Below are 20,361 nucleotides of genomic sequence, written 5' to 3'. Positions count from 1 at the left end.
ATGTGGTTTTTCGGCAGAACAGCTCCCGCGTCGACGCGCGTCGGCGACCCGCAAGGTTGCGCCGGCATGGCGGAAACAAGGAAAAAAGGCCAGTGACCAAGACGCCCGTCAGCCCACTCGCGCTCATCGCGGCGCGCCCGACCATCGGCGCCATCGCAAATCGCGTGAAAGCAGGGCCAATCTTCGCCATCGTCGGCGTCCTCGCCATGGCCGGCTGCGCCCAGTCCCCGCAGCATTTCGCCCGTCATCACGGCAAAGAATATTTCCCCGAAGGCCTTTACGGCCGCGCGAGCCCCCGGGTCGTCGCCGACGGCGATCCGGTGCCGAAAGGCGGCGGCCGCTATCTCGTCGGCAAGCCTTACACGATAGCCGGCCATAGGTATGTGCCGAGCGAGCGCAAATATAGCGCGGTCGGCCTCGCCTCCTGGTATGGCGACGCCTTCCACGGCCGGCGCACCGCCAATGGCGAGATTTATGATCGCAACGCGATCACCGCCGCGCATCCGACCATGCCGTTGCCGTGCTACGCCCGGGTGACCAATCTGCGCAATCACCGCTCGATGATCGTGCGCGTCAATGATCGCGGCCCTTTCCATACCGGGCGCCTGATGGACCTTTCGGCCCACGCGGCGGAAACTCTGGGCTTCAAATCGGTCGGCACGTCTCTGGTCAAGGTCGACTATGTCGGGCGCGCTTCGCTTGCGGGCTCGGACGACCGCAAATTGCTGGCGACCTTGCGTTTCGACGGCAGGCCGGCGGAACTCAACGATTTCGGCTTTTCCCCCACCGAGGTCGCGGAACGGCGCGGTTTCCCGCCGGCCGCCGCGCCTGACCGCGAAGTGGAGCGGATCGCCATGCGCGACACGCCCGTCTCCTACGACCCGCCGCCGCGCGTCCGCGAAGCCGTCAATCCCCCCTTGCCGCCTGAACCGCCGCAGCGTCTGGCGCTCGCCGGGGATTCGAGGCCGGCCGCGCCCTTGCCGAAGAATCCGCCCATGCCTCCGCAGCGGCCGTTCGATCTCGGGACGATTCCGGGCGCCGGCGTTCCGGTTTCGGTCGCGCGCCGCTGAGCGCGGGGCGGTCCCAAAGCTGGCGTCTTGGGAGGAAAGCGTTTATGTCTCGGTTTGACGCGATTTCGCGCTCCGACGAGGCGTGTGTGCTTTCTCGTTTCCTGCCCATTCTCCTCCGGCTTTGGCTGGCTCTAGCGTTCGTCGTCCCGCTCGGGGCGGCGCAGGCGCAGACCATCACCACGACCGCGCCCCACGCGCTGGTGATGGATTTCGACACCCAAACCGTGCTGTTCGAAAAAGGCGCCGACGATCCGGTTCCGCCGGCCTCGCTCGCCAAGCTGATGACCGCCGAACTGGTGTTCCGGGACCTGAAGAAAGGGCGGATCACCCTCGACACGCAGTTTTACATCTCGGAGCACGCATGGAAAACCGGCCGCCAGGGCGGCACGATGTTCGCGCGGGTCAACACCAATATCCGGGTCGAGGATCTTTTGCGGGGCCTCATCGTCCAGTCAGGCAATGACGCGGCGGTGGCGCTGGCGGAAGGCATTGGCGGGTCGGAGCAGAATTTCGCGGCGATGATGAATGTCCGCGCCGCCGAACTCGGCATGGCCCATACGCATTTCACCGATTCCTGGGGCGGCGCCGATCCGGCGCAGGTGACCACGGCCCGCGACATGGCGATCCTCGCCGAGCACATCCTCAAGACCTACCCGAACTACTATCATTATTTCGGAGAGAAGGAATTCACCTGGAGCAAGATCCGCCAGCTGAACCGCAATCCGATCCTGTCCATGGACGTCAACGGCGACGGCCTCAAGGTCGGCAACGAGAAGGACGGCGATTACAATATCGTCGGCTCGGCGGTTTATCGGGGCCGCAGGCTGATCGTGGTGCTGCTTGGCGCCAAGACCGCCAGGGAGCGCGCCGAGGAGGCGCGCCGCCTGTTCAACTGGGGCTTCCACGGCTTCGATGCCAAAACGCTCTTCAACGCCAACGAGACCGTGGGGACGGCCAAGGTCTATGGCGGCGCAAAGGACGAGGTCCCGCTGGTTTCGGACGCCCCCATCAAGGTGCTGGTCCAGCGCGGCTCGCCGGAAAGGCTCACCGGCAAGATCGTCTACACCGGGCCGCTGATCGCCCCGGTTTCCGCTGGCGAGACCGTGGCGCGGCTGAAGGTTTACCAGGGCGCGACCCTCGTGCTCGATCTGCCGCTGAAAACCGCCGAGGCGGACGAGCAGGGGCCGCTGCCGGAGCGCGCCAGGGATGCGGCGTTGGAACTCGGCGTCCAGCTTTTCCACAAGGGGCTGGCGATGGCGATGCATTCCCTCGAAAAGAAGGCGTCCGGCCAAGCCGCGGCGCCCAAAACTTCCGCCACGGCGCCGGCGGAATCCTCCGTGACGCCTTGAACAGGCGCCTTTTCGCGTTCAGACTCCGAATCGGCGGCGTTCGGCCGCAGGCGAGGCTTCATTGCGCAACGGTCGGTTCATAACCTTCGAAGGCGGCGAGGGCGCCGGCAAGTCGACCCAGATTCGCCGGCTGGCCACGCGTTTGCGCACGCATGCCCGCGAAGTCGTCGCCACGCGCGAGCCGGGCGGCACCCCGCTCGCTGAAAGGCTGCGCTCGATCATCCTCGCCGGCGGGGCCCGCGACTTCGGCGACTTCGGCGAGGCCTTGCTGTTTTCGGCGGCGCGCATCGATCATATCGACCGGATCATCCGGCCGGCGCTGGCGCGGGGCGCTTTCGTGCTTTGCGACCGCTTCGCCGATTCGACCCGGGCCTATCAGGGCGCGCGCGGCGGCGCCGAGGAGAACATGCTCGCGATTCTCGAGGCGGTGACGCTGGGCGGCGTGCGGCCGGACCTCACCTTCATCCTCGACCTCGCGCCGGAAATCGGGCTGGAGCGCGCGCGGGCGCGGCGGGGGCAGGGCGGCGCCGACCGTTTCGAGGGCGAGGATCTCGCCTTCCACGCGCTGCTGCGCGATAAATTTCTGGGGATCGCCCGCGCCGAGCCCGAGCGCTGCCGGGTCGTCGACGCGGCGAAGCCGGAAGACGAAGTCGCGGAGGCGATCTGGTCGGCCTGTCTCGAACAATGGCCGCTTCTGGCGACGGAAGGCAGGCAATGGGCGTGAGAGACCGGGACGACGCCCTGCCGGAAAGCGATCGTTTCGAGCCGGCGCCGCATCCTCGCGATACGTTCCAGCTGTTCGGCCAGGACAAGGCCGAGCGCGAATTGCTTGAGGCTTTTCGAGCCGGCCGCATGCCGCAGGCGTGGATCATCGGCGGCCCGCCGGGAATCGGCAAGGCGACCTTGGCCTGGCGCATGGCGCGTTTCGTCGCCGCCCATCCCGACCCCGGCCTCCCCGCCGTGCAGCGGGCCGAAGACCTCTCGGTTGATGCGAACGCGCCGGCGGCGCGCCGGCTCTCGGCCATGTCCTTCGGCGATCTCGCGCTGCTGCGGCGGGAATGGAACGACAAGACCAAGAAACATGCGACCCGGATCACCGTGGACGATGTCCGCGCCGTCCTTCACATGTTCGAGCAGTCGGCCGGCGAGGGCGGCTGGCGCATGGCGATCATCGACAGCGCCGACGATCTCAACGTCAGCAGCGCCAATGCTCTGCTCAAGCTGATCGAGGAGCCGCCGCCGCGCAGCTTGTTCTTCCTGATCGCGCATCATCCCGGCCGCATCCTGCCGACCATCCGCTCGCGCTGCCGCTTTCTGACCCTGCAAAAGCTCGACGAGCCGGCCCTGGCCTCGGCCGCCCGCGCGGCGCTCGACGCCGCGGGCGTGAGCGTTTCCGAGGCCGATATGGCGCGGGCCTGCGCCCGCGCCGAAGGCTCCGTGCGAGAGGCCCTGCGCCTCGTCGAGGCGGGCGAGGGCGCCGTGGACGGACTGACCGCCAAGGCCCTGGCCCAGCTCCCAGACCTCGACTGGCGCATTGCCCACCGCATCGGCGACGCGGTGGCGGCCCGCGAGGCCGACGGCGAATTCGACGCCTTCCTTCGCGCCATCTATGGCTGGCTGAGCGAAACCCTGCGGCGCAATCCCGGTCTTGGCCCGAGGGCCCTCGCGCCCTATGCCGACGCCTGGGAATTTTTGGAGCGCGAGACGCGCGACCTGGAAATCTACAATCTCGACAAAAGGGCTTTCGTCATCGTGGTTTTTCTGCGCCTCGCGGAAGCGGTGGGCGCCGCCCGGGCGGCGGCATGAGCGTCGCATGACCGGCCGTTTCAGCTACCGGCTCATCGCCCGCGACGGCGGCGCGCGGCTCGGCGAAATCTCGACGCCCCGGGGAGCCATCCGCACCCCGGCCTTCATGCCGGTCGGCACCGCCGCCACGGTCAAGGCGATGTATCCCGAGCAGGTGCGGTCTCTGGGCGCCGACATCGTGCTCGGCAACACATATCACCTCATGCTGCGCCCCGGCGCGGAAAGGGTCGCGGCGCTCGGCGGCCTGCATCGATTCATGAACTGGCCGCATCCGATCCTCACCGACAGCGGCGGCTTCCAGGTCATGTCGCTGGCGAAACTCCGCAAGCTCGACGAGAACGGCGTCACCTTCCAGTCCCATATCGACGGCGCCAGACACGTCCTGACGCCCGAACGGTCGATGGAGATTCAGCGCCTGCTCGGCTCGGACATCCAGATGCAATTCGACGAATGCGTCCGGCTGCCCTGTTCGAAAGACGAGGCCGAGCGCGCCATGAGGCTGTCGCTGCGCTGGGCCGAACGGTCGCGAAAAGCTTTCGGCGACCAGCCCGGCCGCGCTTGTTTCGGCATTGTGCAGGGCGGGGCCGAGCCGGCCTTGCGCATCGAGAGCGCGCGGGTTCTGGCGGACATGGACTTTCATGGACTGGCCGTCGGCGGCCTCGCGGTCGGCGAGCCGCAGGCTCTGATGCTGGCGATGATCGAGACGGTCATGCCTCATCTCCCCGAGGACAAGCCGCATTATCTGATGGGGGTCGGCTCGCCGGACGACCTCATCGAATCGATCGCGCGCGGGATCGACATGTTCGATTGCGTCATGCCGACGCGGGCCGGCCGCCACGGCCTCGCCTATACCCGCTGGGGCAAGATCAATCTGCGCAACGCCCGCAACGCCGAGGACTCGCGTCCGCTCGATCCGCATTCCTCCTGCCCGGCGGCGCGCGATTATTCCCGCGCCTATCTGCATCATCTCGTGCGCTGCCAGGAAATCCTGGGCATGATGCTGCTGACCTGGGTGAACCTCGCCTATTACCAGGAGCTGATGGCCGGCGCCCGCGCCGCGATCGCCGAAGGGCGTTTCGCGGATTACAGGCGTCAGGTCAAGGCGGACTGGGAACGCTCCGGCGAACCCTTCACGCCGTAAAGCTCCAGCCGGCGGCCGTAGCGCGCCCCGACCGTCTCGGCGCTGAAACGCGCAGCGATGGCGGGCGCGGCGCGGCAGCGGTCGGCAAGCGCCGCGCGGAGGGCGGCGACGGCGGCGCCCATGTCCGGCTCGGCCCAAAGCTGGTCCTCGCCGAATGGGTCCGCGCCGGGCGCCGGCGCGACCGTCTTGGCTTCGACGAGATATTGCTCGCCAATCTCGGCATAATCGACATTGCCCGACCAATGGGTTGCGACGACCGGCAGGCCGAGAACCAGCGTCTCGGCGATTGTCCGGCCGAAGGCTTCGGCGCGGTGCAGCGAAACCAGGCAGTCGCAGGAGGCGATCAGGGCCAGCATGTCGTCATGCCGCAGTTCCCGGTCGATCAGGACGATGCGCGAGTCTTCCGCCGCCGCCTTGTCCAGCGCCGCGCGCTGCTCGTCGCCGGCCTTGCCGGGGACGGTCTTGACCACCAGCCGCGCCCCGCCGCCGGGAGCCTGAAAGGCGGCGCGGAAGGCGCGGATCGCGGCGAAGGGATTGGCGCGGGGCAGGGCGGCGGGATCGTCCACGCTGACCAGGAAAAGGAAATCCTCGTCCGGCAGGCCGAATTTGGCGCGATCCGGCGCGACCGGCGCCGCGAGGACGGCGGGCGGCATGTCGATCACCGGGACCGGAGAGGACAATTCATAGGCGCGGCGCACGAAAGCGCTCACCGCCCAGATCTCGTCGACCAAAAAGCCGCAGAAGGCCAGTTCGCGCGGCCATTCCGGCAGGCTCCACGGCCAGACGCCGATATTGCGCCTTCCGAGGAAAAGACCGGCGCCGCGCGTGCAGAACAGGCGCAGGGTTTCGAGCGCCGGCATGAAGAAAATATTGATGTCGTGAACCGGCGCCCCGGTCTCTCCCGCCAGGGGCGCGGCCTGCGCGATTCCGGCGGCCGCCAGCGCCGCCGCGCCGCAGCGCAAGTCCTCGCCGGCGCCGGTCTGGGCAGAGCCGTAAATATTGACGCCGCCCTTGCGAAATTCGCCCATGAGTTGCGGCAGGCGCGGCGTCAGCGGAACGATCCGCGGAAGCGCGAATTGCTCCGCGAAATCCGGGCCGGCTTTTTGGGCGGCGTCGATGAACCAGGCAGGGAAGGCGTCCGGCCCGCCGAACAATTCGTCGGCTTTTTCGATCTGCCATTTCAGCAGGGCGAGGGCGACTTTTTCGCCTTCCGCATCGTCGGGCGCGCGCGGCTCTTCCGCCAGGCCGAACACCGCCGCGACCGCGTAAGGGATCGCAACCGCGCCGGCCGAGAAATGCGCGGCGAGGCGCGACGGCCGGAAATAGAAGTCGCGCGCCGGGCCGAACACGGCGGCCTCGCGCATCAGGTAGAAATCCTTGGCGGCGAGGGTGCAACACCAGCCGATATAGCGGGATCGTTCCTTTCGCGACTCGAGCGCGAATTCCTGTTGCAGTTCAGGGGAGAGCATCCATAGCGCGGCCATGACCCCAAGTAGCGGCGTCTCGTCGTCTTCGACCAACACGGAAAGCGGTTCGAACCAGGCAAGCCAGGGGGAGCGGGGAGGGCCGGCCGCCGCCGCGCGCCAGAGAGCCTCGCCGATCAAGGATTTCAATGAATTCACGCCGCGCCCCTGCGCCAAAAGCCGCCGGGCGGCGGCCCATGAAAAGAAGACGTCCTGGGGTCTACAAATAAATGAGCGGAAAGACAATCAAGTCTTTCCGCTCCGCCTTACCTTGTCCTGTCTCGCATCGAAAAAGCTCTCAAGCTCACTCCCCATCGTCAAAACTGACGCGGTATCGATGCGAAACGTCCTCCCACGACTTGGACAGCAAGCTAAGGCCCGTTAAGGGCCGTGCCTCATTTCGAGTGCGGGGTCACGTTAATCTAAGCATTTCGCGTTGTCATCAGCGGAAATTCCATTTTCTTAAAAAAATCGTTGGCTTGACTGAGGCCAGGAGAGTGGCCAAGCGACGATGGACGCGCGAGCGGCGCTTGCTTAGCAAGGTCGCTTGGCTTAATCCGGCCCCTTCGACGGGACTGCTGCCATGATCTCCTTGCAAGACGACCTCCGCCAACATCACGACAAGGTCCTCATTGTCGACTTCGGCTCGCAGGTGACGCAACTCATCGCCCGCCGCGTGCGCGAGGCGGGCGTCTATTGCGAGATCGCGCCCTTCCAGTCGGCGGAAAAAGCCTTCGATCAGGTCGCCCCCAAGGCGGTGATCCTGTCGGGCGGCCCGGCCTCCGTCACCGAAAAAGGTTCTCCGCGCGCGCCAAGAAACATACTGGATTCGGGCCTGCCGATTCTTGCCATCTGTTATGGCCAGCAGACTATCGCCGCGCAGATGGGCGGGGCGGTCGAGGGTGGCCATCACGCCGAATTCGGCCGCGCCAATGTCGAGATCGTCGAGCCCAGCGCCCTGTTCGACGGCGTCTGGGAGATCGGCGGCTCTTACAAGGTTTGGATGAGTCACGGCGACCGCGTCACCAAACTGCCCGAAGGCTTTTCGGTCAAGGCGCGCAGCGAGAACGCGCCCTTCGCCGTGGCCTCCGACGAGAAGCGCAGAATTTTCACCACCCAGTTCCATCCAGAGGTCGCCCATACGCCCGACGGCGCCAGGCTTCTCGCCAATTTCGTCCACAAGGTCGCGGGTCTGAAGTCGGACTGGACCATGGCCGCCTTTCGCGGCGAGGCGATCAAGGCGATCCGCGCGCAGGTCGGGCAGGGGCGGGTTTTGTGCGGCCTCTCGGGCGGGGTGGATTCGGCGGTCGCGGCCGTGCTGATCCATGAGGCCATCGGCGATAAACTCACCTGCGTTTTCGTCGATCACGGCCTGCTGCGCATGGGCGAGGCGGAAGAAGTCGTGACCCTGTTCCGCGACCATTACAACATCCCGCTGGTCCATGTTCAGGCCCAGGATCTGTTCATCGGCGCGCTCGAAGGCGAAGCCGACCCCGAGACCAAGCGCAAGACCATCGGGCGGCTGTTCATCGAGACTTTCGAGGACGAGGCGAAAAAGATTGCCGCCGACGGCAAGGGCGCGCCGGAATTTCTGGCGCAGGGCACGCTCTATCCCGACGTCATCGAAAGCGTGTCCTTCACCGGCGGGCCTTCGGTGACGATCAAGAGCCACCACAATGTCGGCGGCCTGCCCGAGCGCATGAATATGAAGCTGGTCGAGCCGCTGCGCGAATTGTTCAAGGACGAGGTGCGCGCTTTGGGCCGCGAACTCGGCCTGCCCGAAGCCTTCGTCGGCCGCCATCCCTTCCCCGGCCCCGGCCTCGCCATCCGCTGCCCCGGCGGCGTGACCCGCGAAAAGCTCGAAATCCTGCGCAAGGCCGACGCGATCTATCTCGACGAAATCCGAAAAAGCGGGCTTTACGACGAGATCTGGCAGGCTTTTGCGGTGCTGCTCCCGGTGCGCACGGTCGGCGTCATGGGCGACGGCCGCACCTACGACCACGTCTGCGCCCTGCGCGCGGTGACCTCGGTCGACGGCATGACCGCCGATTTCTTCCCCTTCGACATGAATTTCCTCGGCCGCGCCGCGACCCGCATCATCAACGAGGTTAAAGGCGTGAACCGGGTGGTCTATGACGTCACGTCAAAGCCGCCGGGGACGATCGAGTGGGAGTGAATTAGGGTGGTTTCAGACCATCTCGCTCCGTGCCGGTAATCGCACGATCGCTTTGACTGACAAGGATTTTTCCTCCTACCCCGTATCACTGCATGTCACCCCAGCCGATCCACTTTGTTGGTACCGATGTTGGTATGGCGCAGGATGGTCGAAAAACGGGCTTCCGGTACCAGCAGCGCCTGTTGATGGTATCCGTTCGCCCCCGACCGGATGCGGATTTATGAGCGAACTCACTGATAAAGAACTGAAAAATCTGAAGCCGAGGACCAAGCTCTACAAGGTGACGGACCGCGACGGGATGTACGCGGCCGTCACCCCGACTGGGGTCGTCTCGTTCCGGTATCAGTACCGGGTGAACGGGCGGCAGGAGGTCTTGACCATCGGCCGATATAGCGCCGAGGCGGCGCGCAAGCTGACACGGGCGCCCGACGCGCTGGAATACGGCATGGAGGTGTCGCTTGCGGAGGCGAGGACGCTGCTGGCGCGCGCCCGGCGTCAGGTCGAGCGGGGCGAGTCGCCGTCGAAAGCCAAGGTGGAGAAACGCACCGCGTCAGCCGAGGCGCTGACGTTCGGCGGGTGGGCGGAAGCCTATTTCAAGCACAAGGCCGATCCCAAGTCGGGGGCCGAGAAACTGGCTGACAGCACCCTGGCGATGCGCCGATCCGTCGATGATCGCGCCATCGCAGGAGAGTTGTCGAAGCTCAAGCTGGGGGAGGTGACGCCTCAGCGTCTCAAACGCCTGTGCGACGAGGTGAAGGAGAAGCGCGGGCCGGCCGTCGCCGTGCATGTCCGCGAGGTCGTGCTGCTGGTGTTCCGCCATGCCCAGGGAAGCGGACTGGATGTGAGCAACCCGGCCGAGTCGATCCGCACCAGTGCCATCGCCACCTTCGAGCCGCGCGAGCGCGCCCTGTCGCCATCCGAGGTCCGCGCGGTCCTGGCGGCCTTGGATCATGTGTCGGCGGAGCCCACGCTGCGCTTAGCGGTGAAGTTTGTCCTGCTGACCGGCGTCCGCAAGTCGGAGTTCATCGACGCCACATGGAAGGAAATCGACTTCGCCGCCGCGCGCTGGACGATCCCGGCCGAACGCATGAAGGCCGGCAAGGCGCATGTCGTCCCGCTGAGCGATCAGGCGCTCGACATTCTGACGGTGTTCCGCACCATGTTCGGCACCAGCCGATACCTGCACCCCGGCCGATACGACAGCGACACGCCGATCAGTAACGCCACCCTCAACCGCGTGATCGACACGGTTGTGGAGCGTATCCGCGTGGATGATCCTGACTTTCAGAGTTTCGGCGTTCACGACCTCCGCCGCACGTTCTCGACAGGCCTGAACCGCGCCAAGTTCGATGATCGCTGGATCGAGATGAGCTTGGCCCACGCGCCCCGCAACCGGATCGCGGCCGTCTACAACGTGAACCGCTACCTCGCCGAGCGGAAGATCATGCTTCAGTGCTGGGCTGATATGCTTGACGCCTGGGCGAAGGGCGAATCCGCCAAAGACCTGATCGCCGACGCGAAGCGACGTGCCGCCGAGGTCCACGACGACGAACTGGACGACGATCTCTGAACTACGTGCGGATCGCGTCTGTTCTGTCATCATCCTTCCGACCCTTTGTCGGTTCATTGGTGGCTCGCCAGCCGGCGGGATCGGCAATCCAGCGGTCGATGTCGGATTCCCGCCAGCCCGCACCATTGACGCTGATCCTCACCTGGGCGGGGAACGTGCCCTCGGCGATCTTGCGGTAGATCGTGGAACGGGACAGGCCGGCGCGGGCGAGAACGGTTTTCATGCGGACGATACGGTCTGCTACGAGCATGGTTGCGCTGCCTCCTGCTGGATGCTTCTGACATTGCAGAGACCAGACAGAGCGATGATTTATTGTTGTGCAATAGATATTTAGAGGTCGTAGTTGTGTGGCGTAGAGGCGGCGGAAAATAGGATAGTTCTACAGTCCGATGCCCCGGCCTCTGCCGAGGTTGATGCCGTGCGTGAAGGCGAGTTCCAGTCCGAGTCGGCGGCCTGACTCGAACGAAATGCCGAGGTCTCGCTTGCGGCCTTCGAGGAGGGATTCAAGTTGGGGATCGCGTTCAAGGCTCTTCGCCATGTCGCCCATCGCCGACCGTGTGGACTTGTAGCCGGACATGTCGCCCGCTTGGTACTGGTGCTGGCTGGCGCGGTCGAGGCTCCGCCAACGCTCCACGAAGCGATCCGCACGAATCTGCGGATCGGTGCGCAGCTCGGTTTCGAGCTGGAGGGCGCGCACGGTGCGATTGACTTGGCCCGTGGCCGCTTCCGAGGCAAGCTCCGGGTTCTTCTTGTAGGCGGCTTCGGCGTCATGCGGGCCGTAGGGCCGCACCTCCTCCAAGGCTTTGCGGGCGTCCTGCAATTCCGTCACCTGCTCCGGGCCGGCCCTGCCGCCCCGCTCCTGCGCCTCGAAGATCGCATCCACGGCGCGGGCATGGCGGACGAGCGCCCTGGTCCGGGCGCGGCGCAAAGCCTCCTCCGGGTCCGCCGCCTTCTTCCTTTCCGGCGCCGCCCGTTCCGGCTCCTGCCCATCGGCGGGCAGGCGCAGGCCGTCGAACATGCCGCGTACCTTCTCGGGAACCTGCTTGACGATCTCGACCACCCGCTCCACCCGCTCGCGGAAGGTGATGCCGCGCCGCTCGGCGTAGCTCTGTGCCGGCTCGTAATCCGACGCCATGTCCTTGGCGCGGTCGCGCGACAGGGTGCGGACAAGCCTGTTCTCGTCAGCGAAGTCATCGCGGCCATAGTGCAGGTCCATGCCATCGCGATGGCGCGACAGGGCGACATAGCTACCGTGGGCGTCCAAGCCCGGCGTCGCCAGGACATGGGTGCGGTCCACTGTCATGCCCTGCGCCTTGTGGATGGTCGCGGCATAGCCGTGGTCGATGCGGTCGTAATCCCTAAGGTCGAACGCGACGCTGCGCCCGTCGTCGGTGCGCACGGACATGGATCGTTCGCTGACCTGCTCGACGGTCCCGAGCGTGCCGTTCTTCACGCCAAGGCCGCGCTCGTTTTGCAGGAACATGACCCGATCCCCGCTGGCGAAGCTGCGCTCGCCGCGTTCGACCGTCAGGCGCACGTCATCGCCCAAATCGCCTGCTTGCCGCATCCGCCCACGCGCCACCTCGTTTAGCGCGCGCACCTCGTCATTGGTGTGGGTTAGGATGATGCGGCTCTTGTCGGGCGACGCCTGCCGCTTGCGGTCCCAGCGGTCGATCAGATCGTCGCGCGCTTGCTCGCGTGTTGCGGCGGTGTGCACCATGCCATGCGTGTCATAGGCATGGATTGCGTCGCCCGTCCGGCCGGTCGCCAGATCGCGCGTGGCGTCGCGCTGCCAGTCCTCCAGCTGGCGGCGCACCTCGCCGATTTCCGCGCCGCCGTGGCGTTCGTGAATGGAGCGGAACGCCGCGCCCGCCTCGATGGATTGCAACTGCTGCGGATCACCGACCAGCACGACCTTGGCGCCGGCCTCGGCGGCATGGGACAGCACGCGCTCCAACTGGCGCGTGCCGACCATGCCCGCCTCGTCGATGACAAGCACATCGCGGGAAGTGAGCACGTCGCGGCCCTGTCCCCAACCGTGTTCCATGCTGGCGATGGTGCGTGACGCGATGCCCGATCCACTTTCCAGATTCTCGGCCGCGATGCCGGACAGCGCCACGCCCCGGACCTCGTAGCCCGCTGCTTCCCAGGCTTCGCGCGCCACGCCCAGCATCGCGCTCTTTCCCGTCCCGGCATAGCCAACGACGATGCCGAGATCGCGCCCGTCCGTGACATGCGCCAGCGCCTCAGCCTGCTCGCTGGACAGGACAAGGCCGCGCGCTTCCGCACGCGCCAGCGCCGTTTCGCGATCCGCATCACGCACGCCATGGCGTTCCGTCTCGGCCATGAGTTCGGCGGCGCGGTGCAGGCGCTGCTCGGCCTCGATCATCTCGCGGGTGGTGAAGCGGTCCTCGCCGCGTCCGTCCGCGCCGAGTTCGACCAGGTCGGGCGCGCTCCGTATTGCGCCCATGATCTCGTTGAACTGCTCGATCCCGTCGCTGTGCCGGTGCGCGAACATCGCCATGTCGCGCCGCGTGAAGGTCGATTGCTGATGCGTGATGGCTTCCAGCGCGATGGAAGGATCGGCGATGATCCGTACACCGTTGTTGCGCGCAATCTCGCGGTGCATGTCCGCGCGGTCGGTGGCCTCTAACCCTTCGCCCTCGATGCGCTGCGCGGGCGCGCCGATCTGTCTTTGTGGCTCCAGCGCGATGCCCTGCGCTTCCAGGCTGCGATGGTCGATGCGCGCGTCGATGTCGAGTTCGGCCAGTCGCTCGTTGGCCAGCTCGGCCCAGCGTTCGCGCCAACGCTCGACCATCTGGGTAGCGTTCCACTCCCGCACCTTCGGACCGAAGCCGTTCTCGTCCACGGATCGCATGGTCAGCATGACATGGGCATGGGGTTTGGGACTTCCGTCCTCGGCCATGTCCCAATGCACATTGAGGTCGGCGATCATGCCCTGATCGACAAACTCCGCCCGCACGAAGTCGCGGGCGAGTTCGATGCCTTGGGCTTGCGTCATCTCGCGCGGCAGGGCGAACTCGACCTCGCGGGCGAGCTGTGCGTCCTTCCTGACCTCGAACGCCTCGACATCGTTCCAGAGCCGTTCGCGGTCGCTCCATTGTTCGGGCGCATCCTCCGGCAGCATCACCTCGGAATGGACGACGCCGCGCTTGTTGGAAAAGTCATGGCTGCGCTCAAGCCGGTCGTCACGCAGCCGCGAAGCTGAGCGATAGGCGGCGGACGCCACCGCGCTGCTCCCGGCCTTGCGGCCAATGACCTTGACGTGAAGATGATAGATCGCCATCGCGATCCGAACATCACCACGGCGAAGCGCACGTCGGAACGACGTATAAGCGCGCCCTCGAAACTAATTTCTCGGGACGATCCGCGCCGTTTCAGCCCGTCCCGGCAACCTTACAGCATTGCGGCAGGCGCTCAACTATCATCGCTCCATCGACAGCTTATGAGGACATGATGCGAAAGCCACGGGACTTCGACGCGGAATTGAAGTCGCTTGAAGACAAGGCGCGAGACCTGAAAGTCCGCAAGGTGCAGCAGCTCGGCGAGCTGGTCATCTCGACCGGCGCCGACGCCCTCAGCGCCGACGAACTGGCGGGCGCGCTGATTGTGCTGGCCGAAACCAAAGATGTCGGAAAGAGGGAGGCGTGGGCGAAACGCGGGGCCGCGTTCTTTCAGAGCCGGTCGCGACGAACTGTATCGGCGTCTGAGCGCGACGCTGGCGGCGTTGCGGCGCAACCAGGCGGCCCGCAACCGGCATCAAGCGGCGCAAGCACGTCATGACATGAGCGCCTGGCAGGTCGAACGTCGCAAGCGGACGCGGCATCTGATCGAACTCGGCGGCCTCGTCGTCAAGGCTGGGATCGTGGACCTGACCGGCGATGATCGCGCCACGATCTACGGCGCGCTGCTCTGGATGGCCGATAAGCTCAAAAGCGAGCAGGGTGAACACGCACGGGCGCTCTGGACCGCGAAGGGAAAGCGGGTGTTCGAGGATGGCTAGACTCCAAACCGTTCCCGCATTTCCCCGGCCTTCGCCCATTCGTCGCCGGGTATCAGGTCGATCAGTTCGTTCATCACCCTGACGAAGGTGGCCTTGAGCGTCTCGTCGTTCAGCGCCCTGGCGCGATCCGTCTGAAGCAGCGGGCGCATGTCGGTGAAGAAGGTCGGATTGACGAGTTTCTGGAACATGCGCTGCTGCGCCTCGGCCCTGGAAATCGTCACCTCTGCCTTTTCAAGATAGAGCAGGAAACATTCGACGATGCGGGCCGTGTTCAACCCCTCGAAAACGGTGAGCGCGCGATCGAGGTCGAACAGATCGCGGCCCTTGTTGCGTTGAAGCAAAGCCCGCAACTTGGTTGCCAGCATTTCCTCCCGCGAGAAAGTCGGGATTGCGGCCTCGCCGGCGAACCACGGATTTCCGACGCCGAACGGAATCTCGATGGGCGGATCGTAGGCTTCCCGTTCGCGCGTGTTGATTTCGATCTTGAGCCTTATCGGGCTGGGCGAATCTCTGTCTTCGGCTTCGACCGTGTATTTGAGCTTGGGCGCAACGGGGCTTTGATCGAAGCGCGGCTTGGCCAGCCACGGATCAAGAATGTCATGCAGGCGATCCAATAGCGGGCTGATGGGACCGGCGGTCGTCCGCACAAGGTCGATGTCCTCGGAATAACGCAGCGGCGCGGGGAAATGCAGCTTGTTGAGCGCTGTGCCGCCACGGAAGCGCAGTTCGCCGCGCAGGAACGGATCGGAGAAGATAGCGACAAGCGCGCGGCTGATGATGAGGTCTTGCTCGACCTGCCGCTGGCTTGCCCACGGCGCGACGCGGCTCCAGGCGGTAATGTAGTCCTGCGGGATCATTCGTCGATCTCCGGCGGTCGGCGAACGATCACGCGCCAGCGGTCATCGCGTTCGGACGGCGGCGGCGACAGATCGGGATCACCCGCCTGTTTGGGATCGAGTTCGACCCACGGCAGCGGCCCGCGCGCCGACAGCGCCACGAACATCGGCTCCGTAATCTGCTGATGCCCTAGCCTTCGGAGCAGATGCCCAAGGCGTTGCACCACTGCTTTCTCGAAGGCGCCCGACAGGGAAACGAGCTTTTCCGGTTGCAGCCGTTCGGCAAGCTCGGAAAGCACCGTCGCAACGTTGTCCAGGCCCGCACCGGATTGCGGGTAGCGAACCAGGTCGAGCGCCGTCAGTTCCGGCGAGGACAGCTTCATATAGCCCGATTGCGTCTTGCGATCCTCGATCCCCGCCGACACCACCGCCATGTCCTTGCGATAGGAAAAGACGATCCGCGTCCGTCCGGCCTCAATGTCGGGCAGGAGTTTGTCCGTGACGACCTGAAATTCCATGACGGCCTGATGGGAAGCGCCGTGGGCCGCCGCCGCGGCCAGCAGCCCCACATAATAGGGCCGTTTTTCGTGGCGCATCAGGGCGTCGATGTACCACTCGGGCGGCGGCGCTCCCGTCGTGGCGTGCTGTGGCGGTACAACCACGTAAAAGCCGCGCCGAGGCCGGATGAGCTGGCCACGCCGCTGCAATCGCTCGGCGGCGTCGAGGAATGCGCCCCGACTGATGCCGATCTCCTTCTGCGCTTCATCCGCAGAAAAGACCCCTCGGCCGCTGGCAAGCAGGCCGGAAGCGTAGGAGGACAGAGCTGATCGTTCGACTCGGATCATATCCAATTATCCGCTCTTAGCGCGGAAATTTCAATATGAGCCTGTTATCGGATTGTCCATAAAAATCCGCTTTCAGGGCGGATTTTTCAATATGATGCTGCGGCTCACCGAGTCGTCACCATGCAGCTTTGTGATAGCGAAAGGTGGCGCGAAGCCCCCACATAGCGCAGCGACGCCCTTTCGCGGGCCATATCCACGTTACCAACATCAGTATTGCCGATAAGAGCTATTTTGGCCTAAATGGATTATCGAATTGCGGCGGAGCAAACCTTGAAAGCCATGTCGGCGCGCGATGCCAAGAACGGCTTCGGCCTGATGATCGACACCGCGCGTGCGGAGCCGGTGCTGATCGAAAAGCACGGTCGCGGCGTTGTGGTGGTCGTCTCGGTGGAAGAATATGAACGACTTTCCGTGCAATCTGGACGCACGGATAAGGGGGAAACGGGGACCAAGGGGGCGTCGAAAGGTGGCCAATGAAGCGTTCGCGCGCGTCAAGATAGACCAGCTTCTGAAGAAAGCCGATTGGTCGCTCACGGACGGGGGCAGCGGGTGTTCAGAATGCCCACTCGATGACGACGGCTCGGCGGACCCCGCGCCGTTCGCTTGCCAAGGCCGTGTGCAATGACTGCGCACCCCTCGCTTTCCGCCAGCATTGAACAGCTTGAGGACAGTTTTGAGGCGGCGAGAGGTGACTATGCGCAGTTAAAGCTGATCGCCGATGCACTTCAGCATCACAGCGCACCAAACGCACAGCGTTTGCGCATTAAAGTGGTCGCAGAAATGTTTCGGATGAAGCGCGGGGCAGGAATAACCTCTCCATCGCCCAAGCCCGTGCCGCTCCTTGCACTGCTGCGGCAGTTCGGCCTCGATGTACCTGATGGGCGACCACTACATCGTTACCGACTGGGCGCAGACGGTTACGATCAGCTGACGGCATTTTTGCGTCAGCGCGCTGCACGGCTCTCGAACGGAAATATGAGCGACGCGGCTTTGCTGGTGCTTTGGGCCTCGGCTTGGTTCCGCCGTGAATACGGCGGAGGCATACGCAAATATCGCGAACTCGGTGCGGCTATCGGTGCAACGCTTGAGGAACGTGAATGGCCCCCGCTGATTGAGCATGGCCTGAAATGGTGGAAACGGCCGGTGGTCAAACGCGCCAGCGGACGGCATTGGCTGCTGACGATCGCCGTGGAAGGCGGCTTCCCCGTGCGTGTGTTGCAGGCGGGCGAAGGGTGGCTGTCACGGTATCTGAACGAAGTTGTCGGTCGGTTGCTCGGCATCACCAACGATCCGTCGCCCGACGACGCTTTCGCCATGGCGGATGCCGCGAAGGAGGAGTTGCGCGACACCTTCCGCCAGGAAGCCTTCATCGCATTGGCGGCGGATTTGGCACTGGTGATCGTGAAATTGCGGCGCATCGCCGAGGCGACCGCACCGAGCTTGGCGCCATCGGCTGTACTCGACCAGGTCCGCCCCGGCTGGCGCGACGAGTTGCCGATTGCGGCCGATACCGATGCGGCGCGCACGCTGGTGGATGGGATGCTTGCCGCCAAAAAGATTGCACGCGGCTTAAGCGGAGGCGCGGGCTGCGTGCGCGTGTTGCGGCGAGGTGTCAAAGAATGGAGCACGGGGCTCAGGCTGTCGCTTGGAGGGGAACTCAAGGCGGATGCCCTCGCTGGACTGGCCGTGCGGGGAACACGGCTGGGCGTCCATCCTTATGGCGTTCTGGCGCGGGTTCTGGGTGAGGAACTGGCCTTTCTCGATCCACCCGGCGAAGACGGCGATAGTTGGCGGCTGCGTCCGCTTACTCGCAGGACCGAGTTGGACGATGTGCCGTTGGAAGCGCGCATCGAGGTGTTGATCCAGTCGCCTAGTGGCGCGGCGCACACGATGCCGTGGCCCGGCGGCGGTCCCGAACGCAGCGATGTCCTTACATTCGAGATCGATGCTGAAGACGCTGGCGGACCAACGATTCTGGTTCTTGCCGCGCAAGGATCGGCCAGCCTGCGCGCCGAACGAGTCGTTGTTACCGCGCCGGAGAATTGGTCCGTTCGGTGGGAAGACGAAGCCGTTGAGGGGGCGCCTGCTAGCATCGGCGCGACGAGAGATGGGCGCGGCTTGTGGCTCGCCGATAAATCCGTGTTGGTGGAGAGCACGGACGGCGATCTGCTCTATTGCATCCAAACAGGTGTCGATGAGGAACTGCGTGATCGAATAGGACTCGACGGCCAGTCGCCGCGGGGCTTCGACAGCGCGGACGACGTCTCCCTGTTCGCCGGCCCGCCGACAATCACTTGCTATCGCGGGCGGACCTCGACGAAGCCGGCGGACAACGAACTGCTCTGGCGTCGGGCGCGAGGCGATCCGTGGCAAGAACTGGCGCGTTCCCGGCTCCCGTTCGCGGCAATCGACATCATGTGGCGTGACGCACGGACGGGATTTGTTCGTGATCGTGTGCGCGCAGCCATTGTGCCGCAATCCGCGCGTGTCGTCCGCGAGCGTGAGGGTGAAGGTTGGCGCTATAGCTTTCAGGAGTTCGGTGAACTGGCGATCTCGCCGGAGCCTGCCACGGGGCTGAATATAGAGCAGCGCTCCGGCAACGTTTTCGCGCTCTTGTTCCGCAGCAATCCGCTGCGCCGCGTCACCTTCGTGCTTCGGATACCAAACAGCACGCGCACGATCCGCATCATCCTGCCTTTCCCCTTGCGCGATGGAATCGCACATTGGAATGGCAAGATCGTGCCGCCAGGATCGGAGATAACGCCGGCGGAACTGGCCGAGCTTGTCGCCTTCGGTGAGGGCAAACTCACGCTGTGCTGCGAACTCAAGAATACCGAGAAGGGCTATCCAGCACACTATGCGCTTGGTGACCGCGAACTCGGTTTGCGACCGCTGGCGGATCGGGTTCGTAGCGATCTTGCTTCTGCCGGGATCGACGCTTGGGTCGCGCTCAGCATCGGTGATGGTGCTCCACCTTGGCGCATCAAGCTGTTTGATCGCGAAGTCCGTTGCGCGGACGGCGCGGCATCGGTCGTGAAACCTGGGTTGGAAGAGGAGCCGCTGATCTTGGCAGGGCGATCGGTTGCGATGCCCTATGAAGAGCGCCGTTTGGCTGCGATCGATCTTGAAGATGTGTTGAACCGGCGCTCAATACCGCTTCCCGAGAGCATGACCGGCGCTTGGTGGGTGTATTTGCGCAGCGACCGCGCTGTGCGATCGAGGCCATCGATTGTTCCTTGCGTGGGTGAGACAGTACCCGCCGGCGATGGCTTGGCCGCGACGGTCGTGATCGCCGCGCCATCTGCTCGACAGGCCGCGATCGTTGAGCGCCTGAACGCGATTGCCGCTGACACGGATGGTGCGGCGGAAGATGTTGGATGGCTAAACAAGCTGATCGGTTCGTTGGACGGCTTGCCAGCATCCACATTTGACGTTCTGGCGGCGCTCTCCGACGCGCCGGTCGTCCTTGCGCGTCTGCTGCTGTCCGCCGATGACGCTGCCCAAGGGGGTATTTGGCGGCTCGAAACGGAGTTGCCCTTTCTATGGGCGGCACTGCCGCTGACGGCATGGAGCGCGGCTGCCAATGCCCTTGGACGTAGCGTGATGAGCCCGCTCCTGGCAGCCGGCTGGGAATTGGCTCGGGCGGCCCCGATGGGGAAGCAGGTCATCGATGGCGCCGCCATTCGCACCGGCAATCTCGATCCCGTGATCGGCACCATGCTCGCAACTGCTGGCCTCATCCCAAGACCTTCGTCGATCCCCTCCATGCGCGATGCCGCCCAAGGCTATGTGCGCCGCACGTTCGATCGCGGTGACATGGCGATCGGCCTGCCAAAGCAGACGAGCCTGTTCCGCACGCCGGACCTCGATCCGCGTCTTCCCGGCTGGTTCAAGGCCACGTTCGATTTAATGCACCTGGAAGCGCTCGACGCTCCCATTGCCGCCGCCGTCGCAGCGAAAGCCGACATCAAGTTAACGCGCACACAACTCCGGCGCTGCAAGGAGTCGATGGTGGCCGATCCGGTCTATTTCGCGGAAGGCATCACGGCGGCGCTGCTGGGCACAGAACGATAGGGGGAAT

At 65.0% G+C, this 20,361-nt stretch carries 16 protein-coding genes; 11 read left to right on the top strand and 5 right to left on the bottom strand.

Annotation, left to right across the window (positions count from 1 at the left end):
- The first annotated feature begins 92 nt into the window (after nucleotides 1-92).
- From K2U94_RS11845 to tgt, 5 genes are all read left to right on the top strand, one after another.
- Nucleotides 93-1,070 (top strand): septal ring lytic transglycosylase RlpA family protein, encoded by a 978-nt coding sequence (locus K2U94_RS11845; protein ID WP_243067405.1) that lies wholly within the window; start codon nucleotides 93-95, stop codon nucleotides 1,068-1,070.
- Between the two features lie 44 nt (nucleotides 1,071-1,114).
- Complete coding sequence (locus tag K2U94_RS11840) at nucleotides 1,115-2,419, top strand: D-alanyl-D-alanine carboxypeptidase family protein (RefSeq protein ID WP_243067404.1); 1,305 nt, start codon at nucleotides 1,115-1,117, stop codon at nucleotides 2,417-2,419.
- A gap of 61 nt (nucleotides 2,420-2,480) precedes the next feature.
- The gene (gene tmk, locus K2U94_RS11835) at nucleotides 2,481-3,143 is read left to right on the top strand and encodes a dTMP kinase (protein WP_243067403.1); all 663 of its coding nucleotides are present in this window, start codon (nucleotides 2,481-2,483) and stop codon (nucleotides 3,141-3,143) included.
- Nucleotides 3,134-4,225, top strand: a complete 1,092-nt coding sequence (locus K2U94_RS11830) for a DNA polymerase III subunit delta' (protein WP_243067402.1) — start codon at nucleotides 3,134-3,136, stop codon at nucleotides 4,223-4,225. The genes tmk and K2U94_RS11830 overlap by 10 nt, the downstream gene beginning before the upstream one ends.
- A 7-nt stretch (nucleotides 4,226-4,232) precedes the next feature.
- Nucleotides 4,233-5,366, top strand: a complete 1,134-nt coding sequence (tgt, locus tag K2U94_RS11825) for a tRNA guanosine(34) transglycosylase Tgt (protein ID WP_243067401.1) — start codon at nucleotides 4,233-4,235, stop codon at nucleotides 5,364-5,366.
- Here the strand turns inward: tgt and K2U94_RS11820 are convergent.
- A complete protein-coding gene (locus K2U94_RS11820; protein ID WP_243067400.1) occupies nucleotides 5,318-6,988 on the bottom strand; it encodes a glycosyltransferase in 1,671 nt (556 codons plus the stop codon). The two genes, tgt and K2U94_RS11820, sit on opposite strands and share 49 nt — an antisense overlap.
- A gap of 424 nt (nucleotides 6,989-7,412) precedes the next feature.
- On the opposite strand from K2U94_RS11820, the gene guaA reads away from it, so the two are divergent.
- Both guaA and K2U94_RS11810 read left to right on the top strand, forming a co-directional pair.
- Complete coding sequence (gene guaA, locus K2U94_RS11815; RefSeq protein WP_243067399.1) at nucleotides 7,413-9,005, top strand: glutamine-hydrolyzing GMP synthase; 1,593 nt, start codon at nucleotides 7,413-7,415, stop codon at nucleotides 9,003-9,005.
- A gap of 220 nt (nucleotides 9,006-9,225) precedes the next feature.
- Nucleotides 9,226-10,575 carry a tyrosine-type recombinase/integrase gene (locus K2U94_RS11810; protein WP_243067398.1) on the top strand — a complete coding sequence of 450 codons (1,350 nt, stop codon included), beginning with the start codon at nucleotides 9,226-9,228 and terminating at the stop codon, nucleotides 10,573-10,575.
- Between the two features lies 1 nt (nucleotide 10,576).
- Here the strand turns inward: K2U94_RS11810 and K2U94_RS11805 are convergent, their stop codons facing one another.
- Entirely contained in the window at nucleotides 10,577-10,825 is a 249-nt protein-coding gene (locus K2U94_RS11805) for a helix-turn-helix transcriptional regulator (protein WP_243067397.1), read from the bottom strand.
- Nucleotides 10,826-10,954: 129 nt separating this feature from the next.
- The gene (gene traA / locus K2U94_RS11800) at nucleotides 10,955-13,882 is read right to left on the bottom strand and encodes a Ti-type conjugative transfer relaxase TraA (RefSeq protein WP_243067396.1); all 2,928 of its coding nucleotides are present in this window, start codon (nucleotides 13,880-13,882) and stop codon (nucleotides 10,955-10,957) included.
- A gap of 170 nt (nucleotides 13,883-14,052) precedes the next feature.
- Between traA and K2U94_RS11795 the strand changes: the two genes are divergently transcribed.
- Nucleotides 14,053-14,379 (top strand): conjugal transfer protein TraD, encoded by a 327-nt coding sequence (locus K2U94_RS11795; protein ID WP_243068859.1) that lies wholly within the window; start codon nucleotides 14,053-14,055, stop codon nucleotides 14,377-14,379.
- 1 nt (nucleotide 14,380) lies between these two features.
- Nucleotides 14,381-14,599, top strand: coding sequence for a conjugal transfer protein TraD (locus K2U94_RS11790; protein ID WP_243067395.1), 219 nt, complete (start codon nucleotides 14,381-14,383; stop codon nucleotides 14,597-14,599).
- On the opposite strand, the gene K2U94_RS11785 is transcribed toward K2U94_RS11790, so the two are convergent.
- Both K2U94_RS11785 and K2U94_RS11780 read right to left on the bottom strand, forming a co-directional pair.
- Complete coding sequence (locus K2U94_RS11785; protein ID WP_243067394.1) at nucleotides 14,596-15,456, bottom strand: nucleotidyl transferase AbiEii/AbiGii toxin family protein; 861 nt, start codon at nucleotides 15,454-15,456, stop codon at nucleotides 14,596-14,598. The genes K2U94_RS11790 and K2U94_RS11785 overlap by 4 nt on opposite strands.
- On the bottom strand, nucleotides 15,453-16,280 hold the full coding sequence (locus K2U94_RS11780) for a type IV toxin-antitoxin system AbiEi family antitoxin domain-containing protein (protein WP_243067393.1): 828 nt from the start codon (nucleotides 16,278-16,280) through the stop codon (nucleotides 15,453-15,455). Before K2U94_RS11780 ends, K2U94_RS11785 begins: the two co-directional genes overlap by 4 nt.
- A 240-nt stretch (nucleotides 16,281-16,520) precedes the next feature.
- On the opposite strand from K2U94_RS11780, the gene K2U94_RS11775 reads away from it, so the two are divergent.
- A complete protein-coding gene (locus K2U94_RS11775; protein ID WP_243067392.1) occupies nucleotides 16,521-16,757 on the top strand; it encodes a type II toxin-antitoxin system prevent-host-death family antitoxin in 237 nt (78 codons plus the stop codon).
- A gap of 144 nt (nucleotides 16,758-16,901) precedes the next feature.
- Nucleotides 16,902-20,354 carry an STY4851/ECs_5259 family protein gene (locus tag K2U94_RS11770; protein ID WP_243067391.1) on the top strand — a complete coding sequence of 1,151 codons (3,453 nt, stop codon included), beginning with the start codon at nucleotides 16,902-16,904 and terminating at the stop codon, nucleotides 20,352-20,354.
- The last annotated feature ends 7 nt before the right edge of the window (nucleotides 20,355-20,361 follow it).

Origin of the sequence: Candidatus Rhodoblastus alkanivorans, from assembly GCF_022760755.1 — a bacterium.
Classification (GTDB): domain Bacteria; phylum Pseudomonadota; class Alphaproteobacteria; order Rhizobiales; family Beijerinckiaceae; genus Rhodoblastus; species Rhodoblastus alkanivorans.
This window is presented reverse-complemented; position numbering and strand designations above follow the sequence as displayed.

What these genes read in the sequence shown, in the direction of transcription:
- K2U94_RS11790 (WP_243067395.1), top strand. Translation starts at nt 14,381, where the DNA reads ATGAGCGCCTGGCAGGTCGAACGTCGCAAGCGGACGCGGCATCTGATC.
- K2U94_RS11785 (WP_243067394.1), bottom strand. Translation starts at nt 15,456, where the DNA reads ATGATCCCGCAGGACTACATTACCGCCTGGAGCCGCGTCGCGCCGTGG.
- K2U94_RS11830 (WP_243067402.1), top strand. Translation starts at nt 3,134, where the DNA reads ATGGGCGTGAGAGACCGGGACGACGCCCTGCCGGAAAGCGATCGTTTC.
- traA (WP_243067396.1), bottom strand. Translation starts at nt 13,882, where the DNA reads ATGGCGATCTATCATCTTCACGTCAAGGTCATTGGCCGCAAGGCCGGG.
- K2U94_RS11840 (WP_243067404.1), top strand. Translation starts at nt 1,115, where the DNA reads ATGTCTCGGTTTGACGCGATTTCGCGCTCCGACGAGGCGTGTGTGCTT.
- K2U94_RS11810 (WP_243067398.1), top strand. Translation starts at nt 9,226, where the DNA reads ATGAGCGAACTCACTGATAAAGAACTGAAAAATCTGAAGCCGAGGACC.
- K2U94_RS11775 (WP_243067392.1), top strand. Translation starts at nt 16,521, where the DNA reads ATGGATTATCGAATTGCGGCGGAGCAAACCTTGAAAGCCATGTCGGCG.
- K2U94_RS11780 (WP_243067393.1), bottom strand. Translation starts at nt 16,280, where the DNA reads ATGATCCGAGTCGAACGATCAGCTCTGTCCTCCTACGCTTCCGGCCTG.
- K2U94_RS11805 (WP_243067397.1), bottom strand. Translation starts at nt 10,825, where the DNA reads ATGCTCGTAGCAGACCGTATCGTCCGCATGAAAACCGTTCTCGCCCGC.
- tgt (WP_243067401.1), top strand. Translation starts at nt 4,233, where the DNA reads ATGACCGGCCGTTTCAGCTACCGGCTCATCGCCCGCGACGGCGGCGCG.
- K2U94_RS11770 (WP_243067391.1), top strand. Translation starts at nt 16,902, where the DNA reads ATGACTGCGCACCCCTCGCTTTCCGCCAGCATTGAACAGCTTGAGGAC.
- K2U94_RS11795 (WP_243068859.1), top strand. Translation starts at nt 14,053, where the DNA reads ATGCGAAAGCCACGGGACTTCGACGCGGAATTGAAGTCGCTTGAAGAC.
- guaA (WP_243067399.1), top strand. Translation starts at nt 7,413, where the DNA reads ATGATCTCCTTGCAAGACGACCTCCGCCAACATCACGACAAGGTCCTC.